We start from the raw sequence: 22,331 nt of genomic DNA, 5'->3' as shown, positions 1-22,331 counted from the left end.
CAAATGAAAAATTTATACCTGATATTTTTCGCAATCCCTCTGATAAATACAGCACAGTGGGTAGAAATGACCAAAAACCCAAACGGGAAAGGTCAAGAAATCATCATCGAAGTTGCAGGAGGTAAAAAATACAATCATCCAGTGATTGCAATTTGGCTCACAAACACCGACGGAAAATTTATTCAAACACTTTACGTTTCGCAATCTGTTGGAAAAGGAGTATATGAACGTGGTAAAGTAGAGGATAATCGATGGGTACCAGGTGAAAAACGTCATCCTTCTACCCTACCTCTTTGGTCGCATCAAAGAGGAATTAAAGAAAGAGACGGACTATACATCCCAACTACCGAAAATTCTATTCCCGATGCTTATACTGGGCCAACTCCTCCCAAAAACTTCCGAATCATTACCCGGCTAGATGAAAACTATCAAGGAAAGGGTTTTTTGTTTTTTGAGATTAATCAACCTTTCGATTTCAATGAATACTGGCATAACAATCGTTTTCCTGGTAATAGGGCTTATGAAGTTTCTGGACAACCCAGCATAGTTTATTTTGCCATGATAGATTTTGAACAAACCGATGAAGAATACTTTCTTCAACCCATTGGGCATGGTGATCCCACGGGAGGTAGCGGTAGGCTTTTCACCAATTTGAGTACAATAACTACTGCCCTTCAAATCGTTAAATACATTAAAGTTCAAATAAAACCGAAAATTTAATTACGTCTAAAAGGAATAAAGCCAGCATCCCGAATTATTTGTTGTATTTCAGTCTCATTTGGGAATGGTTGATGTTTCCCCCCGGTGATGACTTTCTCTTCGATCAAAATACTGCCCATATCATTAGCACCAGCATGAAGTGCCATCTGAGCAACTTCTATACCTACCGTAAGCCATGAAGCTTGCAGAATAGGGATATTGTTAAGCAAAATTCGAGAAATAGCAATCAATCTCAGGTAAGAAACCGCTGTATGAGGAGATACAAATTTATGGGATCCAATAGAATTTTTGTTTCCTACATAGGGCCAAGGAATGAATGCCACAAAACCAGGAGTATTTGCAGGCTTATTTTTTTGAAGCAAATAGATTTTCCTTAAATGCTCAATGCGTTCTTCAAGTGTTTCCACATGTCCGTACATCATGGTTGCAGAAGTTGGCAAACCCATTTCATGAGCAATATGCATAATGTTCAACCATTCTTGATCACTTATTTTTTTAGGAGAAACGATTTTTCGTACGCGCTCAACGAGAATTTCAGCTCCAGCCCCCGGCAAGTAATCAAGACCAGCTTCTTGTAAGACCTTAAGCACATTCTCAATCGACATCTGACTCCGTTTTGCTATGTGGTATATCTCTACTGGACTAAAAGCATGTATTCGAAGATGTGGAAAATGAGTTTTAATGAACTGAAGCATATCTACATACCACGAAAGCGGCAGAAATGGATGAATGCCACCTTGTAGAAAAACTTGTCTTCCTCCTCTATCTACGAGTTCAGATATCTTGGAAAACAATTCCTGCTGACTCAGAACAAACCCCTTTTTACTTTGTATAGAACAATGATATGTACAAAACTTGCAACCAATGACACAAACATTGGTATAATTAATGTTTCTTTCTACCACATAGCCAACACGACCATTAGCATCTAGTCTCAAACGGATATCATGAGCCAGACCAATCAACTCTTCCAACGGATATAACCATAATGCCTGAGAGAAGGAATTGAGATCTAAACTTTCATCTTCGTACCATTTTCGAACAAACTTTTCAAGGTTTACCATGAAATCACTAGAAAATTTTGCTAAAAAAGTGAAGAATCAATCTGGGCTCAATGATAAACATAAAAACAATTCCGTATATTGCCCCAAGCAAATGAGCATCATGACCTATTTGATCATTAGCTTTTCGAGACATATACCATGAATAGATAACATAAGCGATTCCAAAGAATACGGCTGGAATTTGTATGGGGATTGGAAAAATCATTAAAGGGGCAAGTGGATACATTATAATAAAGGCGAAAACCACGGCAGATATAGCACCAGAAGCACCAACAGCAGAATAAAAAATATCTTTTTTATGTTTCTGAAACGACAAAAGAGGACTAAAAACCAAGCCACCTACATATAACATCAAAAAAAACATTTCTCCACGAAATCCCTTGAGTTGAACCAACGAAGTTTCCACTACGGAGCCAAAAATATATAAAACCCACATGTTCACTAGTAAGTGAATCAAATCGGCATGAACCAATCCATATGTGAAAAAACGGTACCATTCTCCATGTTCATAAATCTGATAAGGTCTAAACATCATTTTGCTCATCAAATTGGAACTCGAAAATGCAAGAACAGATATCAAGGTGGTTAGTATCAAAATCCACAAATAGAAATTCATATATTTTCTTTAACAAAATCAAGCTCCGAACCTAACAAGCTATGAGGAATAAAATACATGGCAACTTGTACTAGTGATGCGATCAAGACCACTTTCCAGTTGTTGGGATGCTTACGAAGCCTCCATAGAGCAAATAACCATACTAACAAACTAAGAGCTGTTTTATTATCTGTTAAATCATGTCCAAAAGGCCAACCTGTCCAAAAAGCACCAAAAGCATAATACTGAACAACAGGACCCAATATTAGACCACCAACAAAGAGGAATAACGTTGCAAAAGCTGATAGACTTACGAGATGTTTTCTTATTATCAAAGCTTCTAATCCTGCTCTAATACCATAGAAAACAGACAAAATCATCATCAACACGTGCAAAATCAATATCCAAGTTGGGACATATCCTTTATATCTTAAAATTACGGGTTCAGGATGCAATTGCTTTTCAGTGAATCCGTCCGAATATACAACAGAATACATCATCTTACCAGCTGGTGGTAGGGTGGGCAAATTGTATACATATTGACCGTTCTGGTAAGAAAAAGTATCACGTTGCCAAACATCATGACTTTTGTAGCGGCGATAAAAAATGAAAAACTGACCTGATAATTTTTTTGAAGAAATCGATATTTTAGCATTTTGACCACTTGTCCAGCTTCTTGGAAATTTAATTTTTAAACGTTGACCCTCAATGGATAGTTTAAGAGATAATGGATAAGTAGGTCCTGTTAATCGTTGGAAAAACATGATACCTAGCCCAATCAAAATTGCCAACAACCACAAAAACCAAGTTTTTTTTAGCATAAAATTTTGAGCAAAAATAGCAAATCTCCCAGTAAGTTCAAGCAACCTGCTTTACATCAATAGATCATATTCTTCTCAAAAGAATTTAAATTCTCTTCGTAATTATCGTATTCTTTTTTATCAGTTTTTGCTACAAAAATATTGTTGATCAGCACGTTATCTTTGTTGTTTTCATCATCAATCAATTCATTCAAAAACACAGGATAAGTGACTTCTTTGATCAAATCTTGAGAAGTTTTAGTCATCTTTTGTTGACCAAAGTCATCAATATATTCAAATTCCCAGCTAGCTAAAAGAACTTTAATACCAAGGGAATTAAGTTTTCTTACCAAAGGTAGGTAATCTCCATCAGAAGCAACAAGAGCAAAAACATCAAATCTTTTCTGAATGGCAATATCGAAAGCATCAAGAGAAAGCCACACAGCAATACTTTTCTCCATTTTTACACCCTGAACTGTCCGGATTGGGAAATGAAATGGAATAACTCCTTCCGAGACTAGAATATCATCAAACAAACGATCAAAAAATAGTTGATTTCCTTTTGGTCCAATTTCCTTAGCACTGAATCTTGTCCTGTAATAACGAGCTTCAACAATCTGGCAATAATTTACGTCAATTTCCTCTTCATTGGCAAGAAAATGGCGTATAAATTGATGCAAACCGTTAATACTAATTCTTGCTTGCTTAGGATGGACATGATTATAAAAATTGCTAACATGCAAAAAATAATTGCCATCGTAAAACATGGCGATTCGTAGAAGATCTGTTTTTTTCATATAGATTAATTTATAACTTTGTAGACAAAAATATAATACTCTATTTGTTTATATGTACGTAAAAACTTAACATTATTTTAAAATATTTTTAATCTATCAATATGGAAAAGCATCACATCAAATTATCTGTGCACTTGGGCGATATTACAAAAATGAACGTAGAATGCATTGTAAACGCAGCCAATTCGACCCTCCTAGGGGGTGGAGGGGTTGACGGTGCTATTCATCGTGCTGCTGGGCCTGCTTTGCGTGAATACTGCGCTACGTTAGGGGGTTGTCCGACGGGTGAAGCTAAAATTACTCCTGGTTTTAATCTTTCTGCTAAGTATATAATACATACTGTTGGCCCCATTTATAAAGATGGCAAGCATGGAGAAGACAAGCTTCTTTACCAGTGTTATAAAAATTCTCTTTTACTTGCTCACGCTCATAAAATCAAAGAAATAGCCTTTCCTGGAATTAGCACCGGAATTTATAGTTACCCCATTGAAGAAGCTACGGATATAGCCATCCAAGCAGTTTTAGAAACCTTGCAATCACTTCAATATCCTGATATGCATGTCATTTTTGTTGCTTTTAATCAAAATGCATTTGAAGTTTACCAAAATAAATTGATGGATAGGGAACTTAATTTTCAGATCATATGAGAAAAAAGTTATTGTTATGGATCGGCGGAATTTCCATCCTCTTGACAGGAGGACTTGCTACATATTTTTTGTTCTTTTCAAAATCAAGTAATTATTCATGTTGGAATTTTGTTCCACCTGATGCTGCTTTTATTATAGAAACCAATGATGTCCTTGATGCATGGGATCAACTTAAAGAAAACAAAATATGGCAACATCTTTTGCAGGACCCCCTCATGAAGAGCATCAACGAAGACGCAAACTACCTTGATGAACAACTAGCAAATAACTCGAAGCTATATTCCATCATGAAAAACCGTCCGATGCTTATTTCATGCCACTTGACTTCGAACAACAACTATGATTTTTTATTCATTATCGACCTCAAGAAGGCTCGTTTTATTTCATTGCTTAAAGATTTCATCTTTCAGTTAGCCAGCCAATTTACGTACGATATTGAAAAAGAAAAATTTGAAAACGAAAAAATTTATATTGTTCAATCCAAGCCTCTACTTTATTTTTCATTGGTAGAAAATATTGTCCTCATTTCTTACACCAAAAGCCTTGTTCAACAAGCCATTTTACAGGGACAAAAAGCAAATACATTTGAAAAAAATCAAGCTTTAAAGAGGATTAGCACATACCTTTCCGGTGGTTTATGCAATATATATTTCTTTCAACCCTATTTCAATTCATATCTTTCCTTTTTCACATCTGAAAAAGACATCCTTGACGAATTCAAAAAAACTTTTACATTAGGAGCATACACCATTCAAATCGATGAAAATCAGATTAAGCTTAAAGGAGCTTTGTATTTAAACGATACTTCATTTAGTTTGCTCCACTCACTTCATAATACAAGTCAAGGTAAAATATATTCCCATCAAATTATACCCGATAACCTGGCCTACATGGTATCCTTGACTTTTGAAAATTTTCCCGACTTCCTTCGTCAGCTGAAAGAATATCAATCGAAAGACACTTCTTTGAAATCCTTTGAACCTTACGAAAAACGAATACAAAAAGCTATGAAGTTGTTTGGAATTGACGTAGAAAAACACTTTTTTTCTTGGATTGGTCAAGAAATTTCGATCGTCAAATTGCCTCCATTTCCTAACGTCAAAGAAAACGATTATCTTTTTATCTTTCATACTAATGATATAAAAAAAGCATATGAAAATCTTCAGACAATTAGCAAAAAGATATCACGGTGGATCCCCATTAAAGAAAAAGAAGAAACATATAAAAACTATACTATACATTATTTTGGTTTAAAAGGTTTTTTTAAGCTTTTTTTTGGAAAACTTTTTGCCAGCTTCGAAAAGCCTTACTACATTTTTCTTGAAGATTTTGTCGTTTTCAGTAATTCTCCCACCCTACTTATGTATTTCATAGATAAATATGAAAAAAACCTGACTTTAGCTAACAACGAAAATGCACGTTTGTTTTTTAATGATTTTTCCGACGATAACCACATTCGAGTCGTCGTTCAAGGTCCACGTATTTTTCAACATCTTTATCGCTATACCTTACCTAAAAATAAAGATGACCTTCTAGAAAACAAGGGTATTTTTACTTCATTTAAATATCTTGACCTAACTCTTAATGGTTCAGAAAAAGGAATTTATCAAAGCAGCATTGCCATCAATTACGACGAAAATGCTTGGTATGAGACAGAATTGTTAGACCTGGAACGAGATGCCGAAGATATTTTTACAAATGAGCTGGATTCAATAATGATGATAGATATCGATGTAGTTTTTGACTCTTATGATATTTTTGATGATGGCACCATAGTCAAGTATTACGAAAATCAAAAAGACGAAAATCTACATAAAACTGACAAATTAGAAGAAAAACCTGTAATGCTAGTAGGTAGATTGGTAGATAACAAAAAAGAAGGTCTATGGAAATATTACTACGAATCAGGTAACTTATGGGCAACTGTTCCCTATCAGAAAGGGAAAATAGATGGGAGAGTGATCGTTTATTACGACCAAAAGGAACCTAAAACTAAAATTATCTGTGAATACAAAAAGGATAAACGAGAAGGGCAATACATTGAGTATTATCTCAGTGGGAAGACAAAAGCTAAATTAAATTACGTAGACGACCAGTTGAATGGAGAAGCTATTTATTTTTATGAATCTGGTAACATAAAAATTGAGGGATATTACAAAAATGGGGAAAAAGAAGGTAAATGGAAATATTACACAGAACTCGGTGAAGTTATTGACAAAGAAAAATGGAAAAAAGGATCTCAAAAACGCTAATATCCATCTTTGTCATTCAATGGTTCTTTTTCATTGGATGGATCGTATTTGAAAGCTTTCGTTACGATCTTTCGCGCGACGATTTTTGGTACTTGACTTTTACGCGAAGTGGTAATTTATTTCAAGACCTCAATACATGGTTTCACCATTCTAATGGAAGATTTACCACTGCAGTTTTACAAACAATTTTATTCTATCTACCTACTTCATGGATTTACCCAACAATCGTTGGAGGATTTCTCCTTCTATTGTTTTTCATCTCTTACCTAGTTCTACCCAAATTAACTTCCGTTTTTTCTGTCAGAATTCTCTTATCATGCTTATTTTTTGAAATGATAATTTTAAGTTTGCCTGCTAAAGCAGACACGCTTTTTTGGCCAAGTGGAATCTTAAGCCATAGCATAGGCCTTGCTATGATGTTACCCATTCTTTACCATATGGAAAACAAACAATATCACGTGGGATTAACATCTGTCTTTTCATTTTTCATAGCAGGCATAGGAGAAACTGCTGGACTTATATTTTTCATGCTCCTATTAAGCTGGTTTCTCAATCATAAGAAACCGCAATATTTCATACCTATCTTATTTTTTGTTATAGGTTGGATTGTTCATTTTTTTATTCCAGCTTCGTTGTCGAGACTTCAACTGCTTCACGAACAATCTCATATCGACTACTTTCATGCTTTTTTAGCTACAAGTTGGCAGAACATCATGTTGCTACCTCAAACACTTTTGATTTCCGCGTTATGGGGGATTATTAAATACATATTCGATTTGCCTTTAACAGAGAAAAGAAACAAAGGAATTTTTCAATCTCTCCTGATCTATTGGCTTATTTATCTTTTGTTCATTACTTTTGTGATGAAAGATGCCGAACCCCCTCGTGCTGCTCTTTTTATTCATTTCATGACGTGGATCATGCTAAGTTCAGTCTTGCAAAGATGGCTCATACATCTCAAAGATAAGAAGAAATTATTCTCATGATTCGTTCAGTAGCACCAGCCATTGAATATACGTAAGTACTGCAAATATTCTTAATTTGTTGTCGAACTTTTTCGTCGAGTAAAAATTTGATTATTTTTTTATACTCTTCTGGATTCGAAAAAGAAAAAGCACCTCCTCTTTCAATGAGCTCAATGGCTTCCGAAAATTTTCTATAATTGGGACCAAATATTACAGGAACGCCATAAACAGCAGCCTCCAAAATGTTATGAATGCCACTACCAAAACCATTTCCTACATGAGCTATATTTGCATATCTATATAACGCACTCAAAATGCCAATCTGATCAATGATCAGAATACGATAATGATCAACGACTACATCCTGATCGATGGATGAAAATCTGATTGATTTTATAGGCATCAATTTTTCTATCTGACGTAAACGGTCTTCACTAACTTCATGAGGAACAACAATAAATTTCATATGAGGAAACCATGAAACCGCACGGGCTATATATTTTTCATCCTCAAACCATGTTGAACCAGCTACATAGACCAAATGTTCACTTGCAAATTTTTCCAAAACTGGAAAGCGTTTATCCTGAATAGCTACTGAAATTACTCTGTCAAATCGCGTATCTCCAGCAACGATGCATTGAGTTATACCATGCTTTTTGAGTAACAAACAAGTTTCTTCTCTCTGAGCAAAAAAAAGAGTTACTTTTCGCAAATGTCCTAGAGCCCATCGTCCATACCATTTAAAAAAATATTGCCGGGATCTGAAATGAACAGAAATAAAAAAAATCGGTAAATTCCGTCTGAAAATCTCTCTCAGAAAATTAAACCAAAAATCATATTTAACAAAAATACATACGGTCGGACGAAAAAAATCTAAGAACTTTTTAGCATTTCCAGGTGTATCGACAGGAAGATACATGATTCTATCAGCAAGAGAGAAATTTCGACGCACTTCATATCCAGACGGACTAAAAAAAGTCAGCAAAATCTTGTATCGAGGAAAATCTTGTTTCAATCTTTCCAGCAGTGGCCTTCCTTGTTCAAATTCACCAAGGGAAGATACGTGCATCCAAATAATTTTTTCATGAGGATCAAATCCATGCCATGGCTGCTTTCTCCCTTTATACCACTTTCGAGCTTTGTCATGGCCCAACATTGCAGCCATGCAGATTAATAAAGCATAAAACCGAACAAAAAAAGTATACAAGCATCTCATTTTAGAAATAGTATGTATGACTTTTTTTCTTGGGGGTAATATCGATTGGGAAGTAATATTGAATCATAATTCCGAAAAGCAAATCGAGACGAGTTTTTTTGTCTGGTCCATGTAGCGGAAAAAGATAATCACGCCGACAACGTGTAATAGCTTCAATAATTTCGAGTTCAATTCTAACATTAAAAATTTTTTTAAGCTTATAACATGACAAACCTAGACCCTGTCTAAATGCTATACCATTACTAAGAAAATCATAACCCTTTGCATATTCCCCTATCACCTGAGGAGCCGTGTTTTCAGGATTATAAATTCTGATCTTGTGCTGCAAAAAACCCACTCCTCCAGATACCATCAACCCTGAAGCTATATGAGGTAAAAAACCAACTGGTAAGATTTTCCCACCATCAAGTATGATATAATAACCTCGTTCATACGTGTAAATTTCAGCGTATTGACCATTCCCATCGATGACATATCCATCACTGGTAGAGATTTCACGAAACAAACTGTCTTTGATTTTGACTATCCCACCAAAGATATAATTTCCGTGAACCCTAAGAAAAAAATTTGTTGGTGATTTCCACTGAACTCCAGCACCAACTGTCTGATTAGGACCAAAACGTTCCGATAGATCGGCACCTGGCAGGTGAAAACCCATACTGGCATGAAAAGCCAACCACGAAATAGAATCTTTCTTTTGGGGTATGGCAATCAATGGAAGAATCAGTAAAAGGAAAAAAAATTTCCTAAACATAACGCTCTGGGATTAAGTACTGAGTAACATATTCATGAACAGCATCTTCCAGCGTATAAAATTCCTTGCAGTAGCCAGCTTTCCTTAACTTGTCAACTTTGGCTTCTGTAAAATATTGATAGGTTGACCTAATTTCTTCTGGTGTATCTATAAAATCAATCTGAATTTTTTTGTTTAAAGCTTTGAAAATAGCATGGGCTAGATCTAAAAACGTTCTTGCTTTGCCGGTTCCAACATTATAAATACCATTTTCTGGTAATTTCTCAAAAAGAAATCTCATCACATCTACTACATCCTTCACATAAATAAAATCTCTTGCTTGCATTCCATCACCAAAATCAGCCCGATGAGAACGAAAAAGTTTAATTCTTCCCGTGCTATTGACCTGATGAAAGGCATGAAATATCACCGATGCCATTTTATTTTTATGATATTCATTTGGTCCAAAGACGTTGAAAAACTTAAGTCCATACCAGAATGGTGGTTTACGCCATTGGTCTAAGGCCCACAGATCAAATTTTTGCTTACTTTGCCCATACGGATTTAACGGCTTGAGAAGGGGAACCTTTTCATGAGCATCGTCAAATCCATGTTCACCATTGCCGTATGTAGCTGCAGAAGATGCATAAATCAATGGAATACTTTCATCGGTACAAAAGTTCCACCACTTTTTTGAAGAAAGAACGTTCAGATGATCAAACACGGCAGTGTTTTTTTCCATCGTATCTGTTCGGGCACCCATGTGGAAAACTACTGCCACGTCTTTACTGTATTGGCTTAAAAAATCATCTACCTTTTCTCGAGGCACAATGTCGGTCAAAGGTTTAGAAATAAAGTTTTTTTCTTTTGCACGATTCGTAAAATCATCAATTCCAATAATCTTTTCCCATCCTGCTTCATGGAGTTTTTGAACAAGTACAGACCCGATAAATCCTGCTGCTCCAGTAACAATGGCCAATTTTCTTTTCATATCGCCCAGATATCCGACAAAAATACGTTCTCTTTGTGAAACATTGCCAAAAAATGTTCAACTGCTAGTCGACCTTCAATTCCAGGATCCAATGAATATTCGTTAACGTAAAGTTGAATGTGTTTTTTCATCACCTCGTCTTCTATTTCCGAAGCATGCTGTCGACAAAAGAGGAGTACTTCATCAAAATGTTCCCACGCATAAAGGATAGACGTGCGAATTTTTTCCGTCCACCTAACAGCAAAATCAGCAATCCATTTTCTTTTCATAACAACAATTCCTAAAGGTAAAGGTAAATTTGTTTCTTTCTCCCAAAGATCTCCAAGATCGAACAATTTCTTCAGACTTAATTTATCGTAAGTAAAACGACTCTCGTGAATAATGAGCCCAGCATCAACCAAATCCTTGGCAACCAACGATGGAATGGATGAAAAAACGACCTCCTTAAAATTTTGTAATTGAGGAAAATACTTTCGCAAGAGGGCAAATGCTGTGGTATTTCTTCCAGGAATAGCAACCAAAGTAGAATCGTTTAATTCCAAATCTTTAATTTTTGAAATTAAAAGAGGTCCGTTCCCGAAACCTACTGCCATCCCTGTTGGCAATATAGCATAATCGGATGATATTTGTGGATATAACGAAATGCTGCATTTTGCAAGATCAAATTTTTTTTCAAGCAAACCTCGATTTAATTGCTCAATATCTAAAAAGGAGGTTTGTACATTGGGGTAATCAAGTAAAAATCGATAAAACATAAACGTATCATTAGGACAAGGGGAAATACCAAAATGAAAGTTCATTTTAGAAATTTTTGAATAAAATCAACTGCAAAATCTCGTAAAGAACTAAGAGCACGCGGGATTTGCCATGAAGAACGTTGGTCTCCCACATAGTTGGAAATAGCTCGGATCTGAACAGCCGGAACGTTTCGCATACGGCAAGCAAGGTAAAAAGCAGCTCCTTCCATGGATTCAACATCTGGATTCCAGTACTTCTGGATCCATCTTTTTGAAGTTGGATCCACAGTAGGAGAACTAACCGTAACAGCTCTCAAACCTTTTTCTTTGAAAGGATACATGGAAGATAAAATAAAGCCATCAAGTTCGAAATAAGGATTTTGAAGAGAAGCATAAATAGGAATCATTTCATTACCACGATGCCAAGCAATATCAGCAAACGCATCCATGTCTATTAACACAACCGATCCTACAGCAATGCTTTCACGGTATGAACCAGCTATACCTATTTGAAATGCTATGTCTACCGGGTGCCAATAAAGAAAATCGAGTAATGATGACAGTGTTAATGGTACCCCAACTCCCGTCACCAAATAATGAATTTCCGTTACAGGTAGGTTTTTCACTGCATTTATTTCTAGGTCAGTAGCCGAAGTAATAAGAATTTTCATGATTTTTAGAACAATGAAAACAAATGAATAAAATCAAAAGCTTTTATGAAAAAAACCACACAATACAACAACGTAGCTGGCAACAAACGAAAATGAAGCGGAATTTTTTCTTCATAAAAAAAGGAAGGTTTTCTAAGCAAATCAACAAGATAAAAAACAAACAAAGAAATTAAAATCAATATGGGAAGTCCATAAAGAATAAAAAACATAGCAAGAGTATCCCATGTTGGCAATACGGCTTCAAATAAAAACATATTCTTCGGATTATTTATTAAAATCCGATAATTAACGAGTTTAAAAAAAGATCGATATCCCAAAAGTCCCTTTTTGGGAGATACATATGCCATATTAAATTTTGATGTAAGAAAAAGCAATGTATCTTCTGACATAGGAAGCAACAAAGCTGGTTTTTCGTCATTAAGAAATGCTACATCTCTATCTTTTTTAATATCATGCAAAACAAAACTTCCTTTCTTTTTTTTAAAAAAAAGAAAATTATATCGAGGTTTATCAGTTTCGCAAGCATGTAAAATCCAGTTTTTTTTAGATTCCTCCTCAAGAACATTTACAAGTAAATTTTTATGCTTGAATATGGTTCGATAAAAACCTGCTACATATGGAATTTTTTTAAGAAAAAGAGAGTCGAATTCTACATCCCACCATTCTTTTTCAAAGTTGTCCGGAACAAGGCCAAACCGAAGTTTGTTGATTTTTTTTAAAATTTGATGCAGAGGTTTTCTAATATGAACCGAATACAAAGGATAAGTCAACTTTTCATCGTATAACATAAAGTAAGAGAATCGAGTTGTATCATACCAAATCCAAACACCTTTGTAGGGATAATGTGTTGTATAAAATAGAAATTCAAATCTTTTTCCGTCAGATAAGACACCCACAGGATAAGAAATACGATTAAAAAAATTAGGCAATCGATACTTTTTTGACTGCAAGCTATCTTTCTCAAGATATAATCCTTCTACAACATAGCCTTTGCTTCCTCGCACAAATAACCATATTTTATTTTGATGAAATGAAATTGAAACTAAAGGTGACGATAAATAAAAACGTTTTTTCCATATATTATGAGGCTCAATTTTAAACAAAACATACGACATACTATCGATTGTTTTCCCAATTAAATAAAAACCTGTGTCGGAAATGGGAAGAATGGAAAAAATTTTGCTAATTCTCTCCTGAGTTTCCAAAAAATGATGTTTTAACTCTTTTTTTCTGACATTAAAATACCACAAACCACAAACTAAAGCTGTATCTTTTTCAGAAGTTAAAAAGCCAACTATATTTGAAGGATAATAGAAAAAGTATGGGAAAGATTCAGAAAAATATTGATATTCTTTCAATTTACCTCGAACCTGATCGAGTCCACTACCATAAAAATTATTTTTGAATGTAAAAAGTAATATCCATATAGTCACAAACAAAAGAACAACAATAATATTAAAAAAAATCAAGATTCGTCTCATCAAGAAAAATTCAGGATGTTAAAATACCTGAATCTTGGCCCATGTTTTTCTTTTCCTCGTCCTCTGCTTTTTCTTGAGTTATAGTAATGGCAAGCTCATCTTGACCTTCGAAATAGTCAACTTTAATGTAAGCATCGTGATGTATATTGCGTTTGATAATTTCTTCAGCAATGGGATCTTCGATATACTTTTGAATAGCTCTTTTGAGAGGGCGTGCTCCAAATGTAGGATCCCAACCTTTTTCAATGATAAAATCCATGGCTTCCTGACTTAATTCAAGTTGGATGCGTTTCTCACGCAAACGTTCGTATATGCCAGAAAGTTCAAGATTAACTATCTGCTGAATCTGATCTTTATTCAAATTATTGAAGATAATCACATCATCAATTCGATTCAAAAATTCAGGAGAAAAAGCTTTCTTCAAGGCTGCTTCGAGAACCCCCCGAGTATAATTTGCCTTAGATTGCTCTTTAGCCTGGGTAGAAAAACCAACCCCTTGACCAAATTCTCTGAGTTGTCGAGTACCAATATTGCTTGTCATGATAATGATGGTATTTTTGAAATCAACCTTTCTTCCTAGACTATCCGTTAGATGTCCTTCGTCAAGTACCTGTAAGAGTAGATGAAAAACATCGGGGTGAGCTTTTTCTATTTCATCCAACAAAATAACACTGAAAGGTTTTCTTCTTACTTTTTCTGTTAGCTGACCTCCTTCTTCATAACCTACGTAACCAGGAGGAGCACCTATAAGGCGCGAAACAGCAAATTTTTCCATATATTCACTCATGTCAACTCTAATCAAAGCATCATCAGTATCAAATAAATATCGAGCAAGTACCTTAGCTAAGTACGTTTTTCCGACACCTGTGGGACCAAGGAATATGAAGCTTGCAATAGGTCGATTAGGATCTTTCAAACCTACACGGTTTCGTCTAATGGCACGTGCAATCTTGGTTATAGCTTCATCTTGTCCTACTACCTTTGACTTTAATTCTTCTTCAATTTTCAGTAACCGTTCACTTTCATTTTGAGCGATACGGGTCACTGGTATGCCAGTCATCATAGCAACCACCTCAGCAACATCTTCTTCTGTAACCAGCTCTCGATGCTGAGAAGCTAACTCATTCCATTTTTCATTGGCTTTATCGAGACTTATTAAAAGATTTCTTTCACGGTCTCTGAAACGAGCAGCTTCTTCGTAACGTTGAGCTTTAATAGCTTGAGATTTCTTTTCCCTTACTTCTAGGATTTGTTGTTCGAGGTCAAGAATTTCTTGAGGTACATGGATGTGCTTGAGGTGAACTCGTGATCCCGCTTCATCCATGACATCTATAGCTTTGTCAGGAAGTGCTCTATCGCTTATATATCGTTCACTTAGCAAAACACATGCTTCGATCGCTTCGTCGGTATAAAAAACAAGATGATGGTCTTCGTATCGACTTTTAATGCTTTTCAAGATGGTAATAGTTTCTTCGATGGTAGTTGGTTCCACCATCACTTTTTGGAAACGCCTTTCAAGAGCTCCATCTTTTTCAATGTAGTTTCGGTATTCATCAAGTGTAGTTGCGCCGATACACTGAATTTCACCACGCGCCAAAGCAGGCTTGAACATATTTGATGCATCCAACGAACCACTAGCACCACCCGCCCCGACAATGGTATGAATTTCATCAATAAATAATATCACATCAGGATTCTTCTCCAATTCATTTAGTAAGGCTTTTACTCTTTCTTCGAATTGACCTCGGTATTTAGTCCCAGCTACAAGGGCTGCTAAGTCTAGCATTACAAGACGTTTATTTTGAAGTGTACGTGGTACTTTTCGTTCAGCAATACGAATGGCAAGCCCTTCAGCTATTGCAGATTTACCAACACCAGGTTCACCAATTAATACGGGATTGTTTTTTTTACGACGACTCAAAATTTGAGCAATACGCTCAAGTTCCTTCTCTCGTCCCACAATAGGATCCAACTTGTTTTCAGAAGCAAGTTTAGTTAGGTCTCGTCCAAAGTTATCCAAAACAGGGGTTTTGCTTTTGCTTTCAGTACTCTTTTTCGAAGAAGAAAACAAATTAGCATCTTCGTCGTCATCATCCATCGAAAAAGCATCTTCAATCTGATATTTATCCTCGTCATGTTGAGTAAAATCAGGATCCTTAAAATGCTCATAATGCTTTCTTATCAAAGAATAGACGTGTGCAAATTCTACGCCTTTTTCCTGAAGAAGAATAGCTACATTATTGGTTCTTTCTTTCAAAATGGCGAGCAGAAAATGTTCTGTTTCTACATACGTGGATCGGAATTCGCGAGCTAGCAATAAAGACAATCGCATAATTTGGTCAGCTTCACGAGATATGGGAATCGACGTATTATTTTTTCGAGGAGTAGAAGCTATATCAGTTTGTTGAATTTTTTTTTCAATTTCTTTTTTTAATTGTTGTAAGTCAATTTGGTAACTATTTTTTAGAATATCTACTGCCATTCCCTTCCCTTCTCTAAGCAAACCTAAAAATAAATGCTCTGTCGTAAGCAAACGACTTCCCAGACGTTGAGCTTCCTCGTTGCTATAGTAAATGATTTCTATTAATTGTTGTGAAAACTTAGCTTCCATGAATAACTATTGATTTAGTACAAAGTTATACGTTTTTAAAAAAACATATGATTCACTTGTTGTCATTTTAGGAGTTTTTTTAACTTCGCTGCAAATTTCTCAGGTAAAGAACTAAAAATGAACGAACAAGAAATTAAGAATGAGAAAATTATCAAAATCAACATAGAAGAGCAAATGAAAACGGCGTACATCGATTACAGTATGTCCGTTATTGTCTCTCGCGCTCTTCCAGATGTTCGTGATGGACTAAAACCAGTCCAACGCCGTGTTCTCTTTGGAATGTATGAATTGGGTGTTCTTTCATCAAAGCCAACAAAAAAGTCCGCACGTATTGTCGGAGAAGTGTTAGGAAAATATCATCCCCATGGCGATAGTTCTGTGTACGATGCCATGGTACGCATGGCACAGGAATGGTCTTTGAGATATCCTTTGATTGAAGGACAAGGAAACTTTGGATCCATAGATGGAGATAGTCCTGCTGCAATGCGATACACTGAAGCAAGACTTCATAAAATTGCTGAAGAAATGCTCGCAGACATTGAAAAGGAGACTGTTGATTTCCAGCTCAATTTCGACGATACATTACAAGAGCCTACCGTCCTCCCTGCTAAAATACCTAATATTCTTGTCAACGGAGCCAGTGGCATAGCCGTTGGCATGGCAACTAATATGCCCCCTCATAACCTTGGAGAAGTTGTTGATGGAATTGTTGCTTATATCGACAATCCCGATATTACGATCGACGAACTCATGAAATACATTAAAGCTCCTGATTTCCCAACTGGTGGAATCATCTTTGGCTACGAAGGTGTTCGTGAAGCATATCGTACTGGTCGAGGTAAGATAATCATAAGAGGTCAAGTAGACATAGAAGAAAGCCACGGTAAAAGCCAACTTATCATTAAATCCATACCTTACCAGGTAAACAAATCTGAACTCATCAAAAAAATTGCAGATCTAGTCAACGAGGATAAAATAGATGGAATCACTGATATACGAGATGAAAGTGATCGAGAAGGTATAAGAATAGTATTAGAATTGAAAAAAGATGCAATACCTAGTGTTATCATTAATCAGCTTTACCTTCATTCTCCTCTTCAATCAGCTTTCAATGTGAACAATATAGCTTTAGTTCACGGAAGACCCATGCTTTTAAATCTAAAGGATCTTATTAAATACTTTGTTGAACATCGTCACCAAGTAGTCTTACGAAGAACAAAATATGAGCTCAGAGAAGCTGAAAAAAGAGCCCATATTCTAGAAGGCCTCCTAATCGCTCTTGATAATATTGATCGTGTCATCGAAATACTTCGGTCCAGTGACACCGTTGAAACAGCTCGTGAAAGACTTATGCAAGAATTCAATCTAACCGACATTCAAGCACGTGCTATCGTCGATATGCGCTTACGTTCACTTATTGGACTTGAGCGAGAAAAATTGCAAAACGAATACCAAGAACTTTTGCAAAAAATCGATTGGTACAAACAAGTACTTACCGATGAATCTCTCCAAATGCAAATTATCAAGGAAGAACTATTGGAAATCAAAAAAGAATACGCTGATGAGCCACTGACGGATATTGTGTATCAAGCTGATGAATTTAGAATTGAAGATATTATAGCCAACGAAAGTGTAGTGATCACTATTTCACAAAAAGGGTACATTAAAAGAACTTTACTTTCAGAATACCGTACCCAAAACAGGGGAGGAAAAGGGCTTAAAGCAAGCGATGTTAAAGAAGAAGATGTCCTTGAACATTTATATGTTGCTTCTAATCATGATTATTTACTTTTTTTCACTCGGAAAGGTAAAGTATATTGGCTTAGGGTTTTTGAAATACCTGAAGGCAGTAGAAATTCCAAAGGAAGACCTATTCAGAATCTTATAGCTATCGAACCAGACGATAAAATTCAGGCCATTATCAATACTCGCAACCTTTCAGATCAAGAATACATTCGCAACAATTTCATAGTACTCTGTACAGAACAAGGTATTATCAAAAAAACAAGCTTGGAAGCATATAGCAGACCTCGCCAAACAGGAATAGTGGCTATTAACATACGTCCTGAAGACAATCTTGTCCAGGCTGAACTTACAGATGGAAAAAACGAAGTTATCATTGCTACAAGATTCGGCCAAGCTATTCGTTTCAATGAGTCTACTGTTCGTCCTATGGGAAGAAATGCTACAGGTGTTAAAGCCATCACCTTGCAAGGCGAGATCGACAAAGTCATTGGTATGGTATGCATTGATAATCCCCAAAAACATATATTAGTAGTTTCTGAGAAAGGTTTTGGAAAACGATCCCCCATCGAAGATTATAGAATTACCAATCGTGGAGGTAAAGGTGTCAAAACAATTCAAGTTACAGATAAAACAGGTTATCTTGTCTCTATTCATGCAGTAACCGATGAGGACGAACTAATGATTATTAACACCAGTGGTGTTGCTATACGCCTTAAAGTTAAAGATCTTCCACTTCAGGGGAGAGCAACACAAGGTGTTAAACTTCTTCAACTTTCTGAAAATGATTCCATTGCATCTGTGGCAAAAATAATTTCTGATCATTTTAATAACAACGATTAAAATGGCAATATTTTTGCAAGAAAAATAAAAACACTATCATGAAAACAGTTTTTTTGATATTTTATTTATTAGGGGCCTATTTTTTATATGCCCAGAATCCCTTGGTGGTTAGTGCATATAATTATCTTAAACAGGGTAGACTTGATAAGGCTCTTGAAAGTATCGAACCTACTATCAGTCATCCTCAGACAATGAATCAACCCAAAACATGGCTCTACCGAGGAAACATTTATCTTGCTATAGCATTATCCAAAGAAGAAAAGTATAATAAGCTTGTTGTTAATCCGTTAGATTCAGCCTTTATTAGTTACAGCAAATGTATTCAACTTGATCCTGAATTTGCTTTCCCAACTGTAAATCCTCCATCTCCAAAGATGGGTTTGCAATACATAGCGGAAGAATATTATAACAAAGGTGTAGAATTATACAATGGAAGAAATTACACAGAAGCCATGAAATTTTTTGAAAAATCAAAAAAAACCAATGCTATCATTCAAAACCAGCGTGATACCCTTTCAACTTACTTAATAAGTTTATGTGCTTTAAATTTGAAAGACACAGCCTTGGCCATTAAGAATCTCAATGAATTAACTTTGAAAATGAAATTTAAAAACTTACAACCTTATCTTATCTTATCCAGTATATACTTGGAAAAAAACGATACGATCAATGCAAAAAAAATTATCAACTTGGGTCGAAATCTTTTTCCAGATTCACTTCCTATGTTAATCACAGAAATTAACTATTACCTTAAATCCAACAATATAGCTAAAGCTCAAGATATCCTTCAGAAAGCTATTGAAAAAGATCCCAAAAATCCCACATTATATTTTGCCATTGGTGCAAATTATGGCAAATTATTATCCAATATCCAAAATGAGCAAGATAAAAACAAATTTATTGAAGAAGCCATCAAAGCCTACGAAAAGGCTCTTGAATTGAAACCAGACTATTACGATGTTCTTTACAATTTGGGAGCTCTTTACCACAACTTAGGAGCTGAAGCATATGAGCTTGCCAACAATCTTCCTGTTAATGCTTCAGAAGAAGAATTTGAGAACGCAAGAAAAAAATATATCAATTACTGGGAAAAAGCAATACCTTACCTGGAAAAAGCTTATCAAATTAATCCAAACGATTTCCAGCTCGTCGACACCCTTTACAGACTTTATTCTAAGCTCAATATGGTTGACAAAGCATCAAAGATGAAACAAATTAGGGATTCGATGAAAAATTAATTTAAAATTTTATACCTTTGCAGACTAAAAAAGGAGAATAACATGATAATCGTTCAGTTAAAAGAAGGTGACACCATTGATAAGGCCCTAAAAAAGCTCAAAAGAAGATTTGAAAAAACAGGTCTATCCAGAGAATTACGTAAAAGGCAACATTATATTAAACCTTCAGAAAGAAGAAGGGAAGCAAGAGCACGTGCGCTTTTTATTCAAAGACTAATGTCTTCTCAAACCCATAATTAAAAAATTTGCTTTTTTAAAAAAATTATTGTATATTTATTCCGTTTTTTAGGGAATTAGTTTTTTTATGTATATTGAATTATTTATTGCATATCTTGAAAAACAAAAGCGATATTCTGCTCATACTATTAAAGCGTATAGAAATGATCTTATTCAATTCCAAGAATATGTTAATAAAAATTACCCCCACATAAATTTATCTCATATACATCCGACCATTATCCGATCATGGTTTAGTGAACTAGCCATGAGTGGAATCTCTACTAGAACGCTGAAAAGAAAAAAAACTGTCTTGCAAAGTTTTTATAAATATTTAATAAAATCTAATATTGCTGAAAAAAATCCTTTGTTTAACGTACAAAACTTTAAGCTATCAAAAAATCTTCCTCATTTTATTCAAAAAGATCAGATGTCTTTCATTGCTTCATTCCCTTTTAAAGACATTTCTTCATTCCCTACAATTCGCGACATGATGATTATCAAAACCCTTTACGCTACAGGAATGCGTGTTTCTGAGATTACAAACTTAAGAACTGACGACTTAGATGAAGCAAGACGTATTGTTCGAGTCAAAGGTAAAAGAAACAAGGAAAGATTTATACCCATTCATGATAGTCTTATCGAAGAAATTAAAATTTACAAGCAAAGAAAAAAAGACTTTTTTGGGGAAAAACAAATTCCAGATTGGTTTTTTTTAACAGACAAAGGGCAAAAAGTCTATCCTCGAATGGTTTACAGAATTGTATCCGACTTCCTAAGTACTTATACCAAATCAACTAAAAAGAATCCACACGTTTTAAGGCACACTTTTGCTACTCATCTTCTACAGGAAGGAGCAGATTTAAACTCTATAAAAGAACTTTTGGGACATGCTAATCTTAGCGCAACCCAGATTTATACTCACACGAACATTACATATTTAAAGCAAATGTACGAAAAATTTCATCCAAAATCATAGGAGATACAGATATGAAAGTTAAAATCAGTTCTCTCCATTTCAAAGCAGGTCAAGAAATCGAAAATTATGTAACTGAAAAAATTAAAAAACTAAGTTCTTACTATGAAAAAATACTTGAATCAGAGGTGATTTTAAAAGAATCAAAATCTGGAGATCAGCAAGACAAAATTATTGAAATAAAACTTCTCGTTCCTGGCAATGATTTATTTGTCAAAAAACAGTGCAAAACGTTTCAAGAAGCGACCGATCTTGCTGTGGATGCTTTAAAAAAGCAACTAGAAAGGCACAAGGAAAGAAAAAAATAATTTTTTTAAACCGTTTTGTTTTTTAAAAAAAGTTTATAACTTTGCAAGCCCATTCGCAAGTTTCTTAATGAAAGCTTGAAAGAATGAGAAAGTTGCCGGTGTAGCTCAGTTGGTAGAGCAGCTGATTTGTAATCAGCGAGTCGGGGGTTCGAATCCCTCCATCGGCTCTTATGTTTAGTATAGCAGGGGGGATTCCAGAGCGGTCAAATGGGGCAGACTGTAAATCTGCTGGCTTATGCCTTCGGAGGTTCGAATCCTTCTCCCCCCACGGATGCGGATGTAGCTCATTTGGCAGAGCGAAAGCCTTCCAAGCTTTAGGTAGCGGGTTCGAATCCCGTCATCCGCTCAAGTGCCTTTGTAGCTCAGGGGTAGAGCACTTCCTTGGTAAGGAAGGGGTCGCGAGTTCAACTCTCGCCAAAGGCTCCAACAAAATTCAAAGTAAGTAACAGTTAAAAGTGGAATAACATGGCAAAAGAAAAATTCGAACGCACAAAACCGCATGTGAACATTGGTACCATTGGTCATATCGATCATGGTAAAACCACATTAACATCAGCTATAACCCTTATATTATCCGAGAAGGGATTAGCACAGTATCGTTCATTTGATTCTATTGACAATGCACCAGAAGAAAAAGAAAGAGGTATAACAATTAACACTGCACATGTTGAGTATGAAACAGCCAATAGACACTATGCACACATTGACTGTCCTGGTCATGCTGACT

The 22,331-nt window shown here is 35.5% G+C and carries 21 protein-coding genes and 4 tRNA genes; 14 read left to right on the top strand and 11 right to left on the bottom strand.

Annotation, left to right across the window (positions count from 1 at the left end):
• Positions 1-3 precede the first annotated feature (3 nt).
• Positions 4-720 (top strand): hypothetical protein, encoded by a 717-nt coding sequence (locus N2Z72_06340; protein MCX7697293.1) that lies wholly within the window; start codon positions 4-6, stop codon positions 718-720.
• On the opposite strand, the gene N2Z72_06335 is transcribed toward N2Z72_06340, so the two are convergent.
• From N2Z72_06335 to N2Z72_06320, 4 genes are read right to left on the bottom strand one after another with little or no spacing between them, the layout of a single operon-like run.
• On the bottom strand, positions 717-1,784 hold the full coding sequence (locus N2Z72_06335; GenBank protein ID MCX7697292.1) for a CofH family radical SAM protein: 1,068 nt from the start codon (positions 1,782-1,784) through the stop codon (positions 717-719). The two genes, N2Z72_06340 and N2Z72_06335, sit on opposite strands and share 4 nt — an antisense overlap.
• Positions 1,785-1,791: 7 nt before the next feature.
• On the bottom strand, positions 1,792-2,400 hold the full coding sequence (locus N2Z72_06330; GenBank protein MCX7697291.1) for a rhomboid family intramembrane serine protease: 609 nt from the start codon (positions 2,398-2,400) through the stop codon (positions 1,792-1,794).
• Positions 2,397-3,200 (bottom strand): hypothetical protein, encoded by an 804-nt coding sequence (locus tag N2Z72_06325; protein MCX7697290.1) that lies wholly within the window; start codon positions 3,198-3,200, stop codon positions 2,397-2,399. Before N2Z72_06325 ends, N2Z72_06330 begins: the two co-directional genes overlap by 4 nt.
• 56 nt (positions 3,201-3,256) lie before the next feature.
• Positions 3,257-3,976 carry an NYN domain-containing protein gene (locus N2Z72_06320; GenBank protein MCX7697289.1) on the bottom strand — a complete coding sequence of 240 codons (720 nt, stop codon included), beginning with the start codon at positions 3,974-3,976 and terminating at the stop codon, positions 3,257-3,259.
• Positions 3,977-4,077: 101 nt separating this feature from the next.
• On the opposite strand from N2Z72_06320, the gene N2Z72_06315 reads away from it, so the two are divergent.
• Genes N2Z72_06315 through N2Z72_06305 form a run of 3 tightly spaced genes read left to right on the top strand, consistent with a single transcriptional unit; the run spans position 4,078 to position 7,861 of the window.
• Complete coding sequence (locus tag N2Z72_06315; GenBank protein MCX7697288.1) at positions 4,078-4,623, top strand: O-acetyl-ADP-ribose deacetylase; 546 nt, start codon at positions 4,078-4,080, stop codon at positions 4,621-4,623.
• Positions 4,620-6,875: a DUF3352 domain-containing protein gene (locus N2Z72_06310; protein ID MCX7697287.1), complete on the top strand. Its 2,256-nt coding sequence runs from the start codon at positions 4,620-4,622 to the stop codon at positions 6,873-6,875. Before N2Z72_06315 ends, N2Z72_06310 begins: the two co-directional genes overlap by 4 nt.
• The gene (locus tag N2Z72_06305; protein MCX7697286.1) at positions 6,848-7,861 is read left to right on the top strand and encodes a hypothetical protein; all 1,014 of its coding nucleotides are present in this window, start codon (positions 6,848-6,850) and stop codon (positions 7,859-7,861) included. The genes N2Z72_06310 and N2Z72_06305 overlap by 28 nt, the downstream gene beginning before the upstream one ends.
• Here N2Z72_06305 and N2Z72_06300 read toward each other — a convergent pair.
• The 7 genes from N2Z72_06300 to N2Z72_06270 are packed head-to-tail and all read right to left on the bottom strand — an operon-like array spanning position 7,833 to position 16,280.
• Positions 7,833-9,056, bottom strand: a complete 1,224-nt coding sequence (locus N2Z72_06300; protein MCX7697285.1) for a 3-deoxy-D-manno-octulosonic acid transferase — start codon at positions 9,054-9,056, stop codon at positions 7,833-7,835. The genes N2Z72_06305 and N2Z72_06300 overlap by 29 nt on opposite strands.
• A 1-nt stretch (position 9,057) precedes the next feature.
• Positions 9,058-9,810 (bottom strand): hypothetical protein, encoded by a 753-nt coding sequence (locus N2Z72_06295; protein MCX7697284.1) that lies wholly within the window; start codon positions 9,808-9,810, stop codon positions 9,058-9,060.
• Entirely contained in the window at positions 9,803-10,780 is a 978-nt protein-coding gene (gene rfaD / locus N2Z72_06290; GenBank protein MCX7697283.1) for an ADP-glyceromanno-heptose 6-epimerase, read from the bottom strand. The genes N2Z72_06295 and rfaD overlap by 8 nt, the downstream gene beginning before the upstream one ends.
• Positions 10,777-11,580 carry a 1,4-dihydroxy-6-naphthoate synthase gene (locus tag N2Z72_06285; protein ID MCX7697282.1) on the bottom strand — a complete coding sequence of 268 codons (804 nt, stop codon included), beginning with the start codon at positions 11,578-11,580 and terminating at the stop codon, positions 10,777-10,779. The genes rfaD and N2Z72_06285 overlap by 4 nt, the downstream gene beginning before the upstream one ends.
• Positions 11,577-12,188, bottom strand: coding sequence for a hypothetical protein (locus N2Z72_06280; GenBank protein ID MCX7697281.1), 612 nt, complete (start codon positions 12,186-12,188; stop codon positions 11,577-11,579). Before N2Z72_06280 ends, N2Z72_06285 begins: the two co-directional genes overlap by 4 nt.
• A 5-nt stretch (positions 12,189-12,193) precedes the next feature.
• Positions 12,194-13,669: a hypothetical protein gene (locus N2Z72_06275; GenBank protein ID MCX7697280.1), complete on the bottom strand. Its 1,476-nt coding sequence runs from the start codon at positions 13,667-13,669 to the stop codon at positions 12,194-12,196.
• 10 nt (positions 13,670-13,679) lie between these two features.
• Entirely contained in the window at positions 13,680-16,280 is a 2,601-nt protein-coding gene (locus N2Z72_06270) for an ATP-dependent Clp protease ATP-binding subunit (protein ID MCX7697279.1), read from the bottom strand.
• A gap of 117 nt (positions 16,281-16,397) precedes the next feature.
• Between N2Z72_06270 and gyrA the strand changes: the two genes are divergently transcribed.
• From gyrA to N2Z72_06220, 10 genes are all read left to right on the top strand, one after another.
• Entirely contained in the window at positions 16,398-18,866 is a 2,469-nt protein-coding gene (gene gyrA, locus N2Z72_06265; protein ID MCX7697278.1) for a DNA gyrase subunit A, read from the top strand.
• A gap of 38 nt (positions 18,867-18,904) precedes the next feature.
• Positions 18,905-20,104 (top strand): tetratricopeptide repeat protein, encoded by a 1,200-nt coding sequence (locus N2Z72_06260; protein MCX7697277.1) that lies wholly within the window; start codon positions 18,905-18,907, stop codon positions 20,102-20,104.
• 42 nt (positions 20,105-20,146) lie between these two features.
• Complete coding sequence (gene rpsU / locus N2Z72_06255) at positions 20,147-20,344, top strand: 30S ribosomal protein S21 (protein MCX7697276.1); 198 nt, start codon at positions 20,147-20,149, stop codon at positions 20,342-20,344.
• Positions 20,345-20,408: 64 nt separating this feature from the next.
• Positions 20,409-21,299: a tyrosine-type recombinase/integrase gene (locus tag N2Z72_06250; protein ID MCX7697275.1), complete on the top strand. Its 891-nt coding sequence runs from the start codon at positions 20,409-20,411 to the stop codon at positions 21,297-21,299.
• An 11-nt stretch (positions 21,300-21,310) separates the two neighbouring features.
• The gene (gene raiA / locus N2Z72_06245; GenBank protein ID MCX7697274.1) at positions 21,311-21,604 is read left to right on the top strand and encodes a ribosome-associated translation inhibitor RaiA; all 294 of its coding nucleotides are present in this window, start codon (positions 21,311-21,313) and stop codon (positions 21,602-21,604) included.
• Positions 21,605-21,698: 94 nt separating this feature from the next.
• Positions 21,699-21,771 (top strand) — tRNA-Thr (locus N2Z72_06240).
• A gap of 18 nt (positions 21,772-21,789) precedes the next feature.
• Positions 21,790-21,872, top strand: a tRNA-Tyr gene (locus N2Z72_06235).
• 5 nt (positions 21,873-21,877) lie between these two features.
• Positions 21,878-21,950: transfer RNA gene (locus N2Z72_06230), tRNA-Gly, on the top strand.
• 5 nt (positions 21,951-21,955) lie between these two features.
• Positions 21,956-22,030 (top strand) — tRNA-Thr (locus N2Z72_06225).
• Between the two features lie 39 nt (positions 22,031-22,069).
• On the top strand, positions 22,070-22,331 hold a 262-nt coding region (locus N2Z72_06220), incomplete at its 3' end, for a GTP-binding protein (protein MCX7697273.1).

It is taken from the genome of Bacteroidales bacterium (assembly GCA_026418905.1).
Classification (GTDB): domain Bacteria; phylum Bacteroidota; class Bacteroidia; order Bacteroidales; family DTU049; genus JAOAAK01.
This window is presented reverse-complemented; position numbering and strand designations above follow the sequence as displayed.

Excerpts from the sequence above, each read along its gene's own strand:
- N2Z72_06340 (MCX7697293.1), top strand. The coding sequence starts at position 4 with ATGAAAAATTTATACCTGATATTTTTCGCAATCCCTCTGATAAATACA.
- N2Z72_06335 (MCX7697292.1), bottom strand. The coding sequence starts at position 1,784 with ATGGTAAACCTTGAAAAGTTTGTTCGAAAATGGTACGAAGATGAAAGT.
- N2Z72_06330 (MCX7697291.1), bottom strand. The coding sequence starts at position 2,400 with ATGAATTTCTATTTGTGGATTTTGATACTAACCACCTTGATATCTGTT.
- N2Z72_06325 (MCX7697290.1), bottom strand. The coding sequence starts at position 3,200 with ATGCTAAAAAAAACTTGGTTTTTGTGGTTGTTGGCAATTTTGATTGGG.
- N2Z72_06320 (MCX7697289.1), bottom strand. The coding sequence starts at position 3,976 with ATGAAAAAAACAGATCTTCTACGAATCGCCATGTTTTACGATGGCAAT.
- N2Z72_06315 (MCX7697288.1), top strand. The coding sequence starts at position 4,078 with ATGGAAAAGCATCACATCAAATTATCTGTGCACTTGGGCGATATTACA.
- N2Z72_06310 (MCX7697287.1), top strand. The coding sequence starts at position 4,620 with ATGAGAAAAAAGTTATTGTTATGGATCGGCGGAATTTCCATCCTCTTG.
- N2Z72_06305 (MCX7697286.1), top strand. The coding sequence starts at position 6,848 with ATGGAAAAAAGGATCTCAAAAACGCTAATATCCATCTTTGTCATTCAA.
- N2Z72_06300 (MCX7697285.1), bottom strand. The coding sequence starts at position 9,056 with ATGAGATGCTTGTATACTTTTTTTGTTCGGTTTTATGCTTTATTAATC.
- N2Z72_06295 (MCX7697284.1), bottom strand. The coding sequence starts at position 9,810 with ATGTTTAGGAAATTTTTTTTCCTTTTACTGATTCTTCCATTGATTGCC.
- rfaD (MCX7697283.1), bottom strand. The coding sequence starts at position 10,780 with ATGAAAAGAAAATTGGCCATTGTTACTGGAGCAGCAGGATTTATCGGG.
- N2Z72_06285 (MCX7697282.1), bottom strand. The coding sequence starts at position 11,580 with ATGAACTTTCATTTTGGTATTTCCCCTTGTCCTAATGATACGTTTATG.
- N2Z72_06280 (MCX7697281.1), bottom strand. The coding sequence starts at position 12,188 with ATGAAAATTCTTATTACTTCGGCTACTGACCTAGAAATAAATGCAGTG.
- N2Z72_06275 (MCX7697280.1), bottom strand. The coding sequence starts at position 13,669 with ATGAGACGAATCTTGATTTTTTTTAATATTATTGTTGTTCTTTTGTTT.
- N2Z72_06270 (MCX7697279.1), bottom strand. The coding sequence starts at position 16,280 with ATGGAAGCTAAGTTTTCACAACAATTAATAGAAATCATTTACTATAGC.
- gyrA (MCX7697278.1), top strand. The coding sequence starts at position 16,398 with ATGAACGAACAAGAAATTAAGAATGAGAAAATTATCAAAATCAACATA.
- N2Z72_06260 (MCX7697277.1), top strand. The coding sequence starts at position 18,905 with ATGAAAACAGTTTTTTTGATATTTTATTTATTAGGGGCCTATTTTTTA.
- rpsU (MCX7697276.1), top strand. The coding sequence starts at position 20,147 with ATGATAATCGTTCAGTTAAAAGAAGGTGACACCATTGATAAGGCCCTA.
- N2Z72_06250 (MCX7697275.1), top strand. The coding sequence starts at position 20,409 with ATGTATATTGAATTATTTATTGCATATCTTGAAAAACAAAAGCGATAT.
- raiA (MCX7697274.1), top strand. The coding sequence starts at position 21,311 with ATGAAAGTTAAAATCAGTTCTCTCCATTTCAAAGCAGGTCAAGAAATC.